Annotated in this window: 5 protein-coding genes and 1 pseudogene; 4 read left to right on the forward strand and 2 right to left on the reverse strand. The window is 62.7% G+C overall.

Translation table 11 applies throughout. The features are described from left to right. Positions 1-218 (forward strand): annotated as a pseudogene (locus WBV42_RS09040) (histidine kinase); the annotation flags it as partial. A 237-nt stretch (positions 219-455) separates the two neighbouring features. Here WBV42_RS09040 and WBV42_RS09045 read toward each other — a convergent pair. Next, positions 456-833: a 30S ribosomal protein S8e gene (locus WBV42_RS09045; protein WP_423985730.1), complete on the reverse strand. Its 378-nt coding sequence runs from the start codon at positions 831-833 to the stop codon at positions 456-458. A 91-nt stretch (positions 834-924) separates the two neighbouring features. Between WBV42_RS09045 and WBV42_RS09050 the strand changes: the two genes are divergently transcribed. Together WBV42_RS09050 and WBV42_RS09055 are read left to right on the forward strand one after the other, a co-directional pair. Further along, positions 925-1,371, forward strand: a complete 447-nt coding sequence (locus tag WBV42_RS09050) for a DUF2240 family protein (RefSeq protein WP_253225355.1) — start codon at positions 925-927, stop codon at positions 1,369-1,371. Between the two features lie 24 nt (positions 1,372-1,395). After that, positions 1,396-1,770: a hypothetical protein gene (locus WBV42_RS09055; RefSeq protein ID WP_423985731.1), complete on the forward strand. Its 375-nt coding sequence runs from the start codon at positions 1,396-1,398 to the stop codon at positions 1,768-1,770. A gap of 2 nt (positions 1,771-1,772) precedes the next feature. On the opposite strand, the gene WBV42_RS09060 is transcribed toward WBV42_RS09055, so the two are convergent. Further along, the gene (locus WBV42_RS09060) at positions 1,773-2,447 is read right to left on the reverse strand and encodes an HAD family hydrolase (protein ID WP_423985732.1); all 675 of its coding nucleotides are present in this window, start codon (positions 2,445-2,447) and stop codon (positions 1,773-1,775) included. Positions 2,448-2,521: 74 nt separating this feature from the next. Here WBV42_RS09060 and pyrF point away from each other — a divergent pair, with 74 nt between their 5' ends. Next, positions 2,522-3,319, forward strand: coding sequence for an orotidine-5'-phosphate decarboxylase (gene pyrF, locus WBV42_RS09065; RefSeq protein WP_423985733.1), 798 nt, complete (start codon positions 2,522-2,524; stop codon positions 3,317-3,319). The last annotated feature ends 59 nt before the right edge of the window (positions 3,320-3,378 follow it).

Consider the following 3,378-nt stretch of genomic DNA (forward strand, 5'->3'; position numbering starts at 1 on the left):
CGGACGACAGCGAGGAGGCGACGGAGTTGGCGAACGACGCGCGAGAGTCCATTCTCGACATCGACGAGCACGCGCGCGCGATCGACAAACTCCTACGCAAGCAGGACCCACAACAGGCACAACTGCTTGGGCTGGTGGTCGACTCGCTCTCACGGTGTGCTGACTACGGCGGCAACATCGCCGAGACGGCGCTCCAGAAGGCCGCGCCGCGCCCGTAGGAAAACGAACCCTGACTGCTATTCGATAGCGGATTTTCGAACGCCCGCGTGGCGGCCCCGTTGCCAGACGTACAGCAGTGACGACGCCGAGAATTGCCCGCCCGTGTCCGATTTCGTTGATGGGGAACCGAGTGGTTCCCCGTGGAAATATGTGAGATATTCGATACTCTGCCCGAAACTTTCGCTCGGAACGACGCAGTCGCTACGTTCCCTGCGAATCGAAAGAATCGGGGTCGATTATTCGTCGTCGATGGCGACAGCGTTGACCTGTCCGGTCTGGCCGGGACGGGAGGTCACGCGGGCCTTGCCCTCGTTCGTGACGATGACGGCACCCTTCGTGATGATGTTACGGCGGGCGTAGTTCGGGTTCGCGCCGTTTTCGAGCACGTCCTGAATCGTCGCGCTGACCGTTTCGCCGCCGTCGGTCACGTTGGCGACGTTGGTCGTGAGCGCGCGAATCTTCGAGTTGCGGCCACGGGCGTCCGTGGTGCGGAAACGCGGTTCGCCGACCTGTGTTTCGGTGGGCTGACGGCCGAGTTCGTGCTTTTTCTTCTTGTGGAAGGGCTTCAGTCGTCCACCGGTTCGCTTTCGCGTGGAGCGTCCTTGGTCTTTCATACCGGGAAGGTAGCCTACGAAATACTTCAATGACTCGGTTCGCAGTCCTACATCGCCAGATTTAGGCCCTCGTGTCCAGTCTCGCCGGACGATGAGTCTGCGGATAGCAGTCGCAACGCCGTTTCAGCAGCAAGGGCGCGAACGCATGCGCGAGAGCGAATTCGTGGTCTCGCTGTCGCTCGACCGGGACTGGTTTTCGCCCGACCAAGCGAAGCGCCTCGTTGACGTCGCCAGCAGTCAGGGATTGTTGTCACACGACGACGACGAACTCGTCGCGGAGTTCGACCCCTCGACAGTCGAGATTCCCGAGGAGTTCGTTCCCGACGAGAGCCTCTTGCAGGAGCAATCGACCTTCGAGAAGGTGCTCGACAAGACCGTCGCACACGGGACGACCAAACAGACCGCGGTCGCCGAAATCAACGAACTCCAGCGGAACGCCGGAATCACCGTCGAGGCCGCCGCGGTCGTCTATGCGCGGAAGAAAGGTATCGACGTGAGCACCGAGGCGACCGAGGCGCTCTCGGATCTCAAAACGTAAACCGACGCTCTCCCAATCCGAACCATGGTCGTTGACGAAATCACGGACGGAATACGGATCGCACAACTGCTCTCCTCCGAATTCGACGGCAGGGAGGATCCACCGCTCGATTCCGTCACCGTCGTGAACGCCGACCCGGACGTCGAACCGACCGAGGACGGGGCGCTCGCCTACGAACTCGAACACGAAGGGGACGACGACCCGTTCGCGGAGGTGTTCGTCCATCCTGATAGGGTCCGTATCGAACTGGCCGGGGACGTCGAAGCCGTCGAACGAAAAGCCGCTGAATCCGACATTCGTGTCCGACCGAAAGCGGTTCGCCTGCCCCGTGTCCTCGTGTTCGTGGAAAGCGGCGCGGAGGTCAAACGAGCCGTCGATGCCGTCGTCGAAGCGCTGTAATCCTAGTCCTCGTTCCGTTCGGCCAGTTCCGCGATTATCCCCGGAAGCGCGGACACGAGTTCTTCCCGGTCGACGTACGCGTCCGCCGACGGTTCGGGTTCCGGTCCGTCGGGAAACAGCACCTGTATCGTCTTCATCCCGATGTCGCTCGCGCCGCGGATGTCCGCCTCCGGGTTGTCGCCGATGTACACCATCTCCTCGGGTCGAACGTCGAGTCGTTCACAGAGCGCATCGAACGCGCGGCGGTCCGGCTTTCCAGCTTCGAGTTCGCCAGTGACGACCGTCGCGTCGAAGTACTCCTCCCACCCCAACTGGTGGAGCTTTCCGCGTTGTGCCTCTACCGGGCCGTTCGTGAGCAGGCCGAGGCGATACTCCCGGTGGAGCTCCGAGAGAAGCGACGGGATGTCGCCGACCGACGCGAGCGAGTCCAGGATCGCCTGTTGATAGGCGTCGGTGAGTTCCTCCGCATCCGCTCCGAGACCATCGGCGAGCAGGTCGGCGAAGATGGGTTTCCGCGAGTCGCTCGTCAAATGACGACTGTGGGCATCGAGATACTCCTCACGGGTGAGTGATGGAGCACCGACTGCCTTCGTCGCATCCGCGAGCAGTTTCTCTCGCGCCCTCTCGGTCACGGCGAGGGTCTCGTCGAGGTCGAAGCCCACAGCGGTCACAGGCATTATATCGAACTCATGGGTCCGAACTGTCTTTACCAGTTCGATAACTCCTTGAGCCACCGCGAAAATTTCCGAACATGAACTTCTTCGACCGGCTCGCCGACCGCATCGAGACCACCGACAGCATCGTCTCCATCGGACTCGACCCCGACATCGAACGCATCCCCGACCACCTTCACGAATACGACCTGCCGCGCTGGGCGTTCAACCGCCGCATCATCGACGCGACCCACGAACACGCGGCCGTCTACAAACCCAACGCCGCCTTCTACGAGGACGGCGACGGCTGGGCCGCGCTCACCGAGACCATCGCGTACGCACACGGGAAGGGCGTCCCCGTCCTGTTGGACGCGAAGCGCGGCGACATCGGCAACACGGCCCGTCAGTACGCGAAACTCCTCGATTCGGCCGACGCCATCACCGCAAATCCCTACATGGGACGGGACTCGCTCGACCCGTTCCTCTCGCGCGAGGACAAGGGCGTGTTCATCCTCTGTCGAACCTCCAACCCCGGCGGGTCGGACCTGCAAAACCTCGAACTGGCCTCCGGCGAGACGCTGTACGAGTGGGTCGCCTCGCTCGCCGACCTCTGGAACGGCAACGGCAACGTCGGCCTCGTCGTCGGCGCGACGACGCCCGACGAACTCGAAGAACTGCGCGAGCGCGTTCCGGACCTCCCGTTCCTCGTCCCGGGCGTCGGTGCACAGGGCGGCGACGTCGAAGCCGCCGCGACCTACGCCCTCGCGGATGGTGCCGGGTTGGTCAACTCATCGCGTGGAATCATCTTCGCGGGCGAGGACGCGGGCGAGCAGTTCGCCAAAGCGTCCGGACAGGCGGCGAAGCGGCTCAAAGAGCAACTGAACCAGTACCGGTAACGAGAAGTAGGAATTATAACTGATGTGTCTCGTCGTCCGTGTCCGGCGGCGTGATATCC

The sequence above is a fragment of the Haladaptatus sp. genome (genome assembly GCF_049589095.1).
In the GTDB taxonomy this organism is placed as follows: Archaea; Halobacteriota; Halobacteria; order Halobacteriales; family Haladaptataceae; genus Haladaptatus.

Excerpts from the sequence above, each read along its gene's own strand:
- WBV42_RS09045 (WP_423985730.1), bottom strand. The coding sequence starts at position 833 with ATGAAAGACCAAGGACGCTCCACGCGAAAGCGAACCGGTGGACGACTG.
- WBV42_RS09050 (WP_253225355.1), top strand. The coding sequence starts at position 925 with ATGAGTCTGCGGATAGCAGTCGCAACGCCGTTTCAGCAGCAAGGGCGC.
- WBV42_RS09055 (WP_423985731.1), top strand. The coding sequence starts at position 1,396 with ATGGTCGTTGACGAAATCACGGACGGAATACGGATCGCACAACTGCTC.
- WBV42_RS09060 (WP_423985732.1), bottom strand. The coding sequence starts at position 2,447 with ATGCCTGTGACCGCTGTGGGCTTCGACCTCGACGAGACCCTCGCCGTG.
- pyrF (WP_423985733.1), top strand. The coding sequence starts at position 2,522 with ATGAACTTCTTCGACCGGCTCGCCGACCGCATCGAGACCACCGACAGC.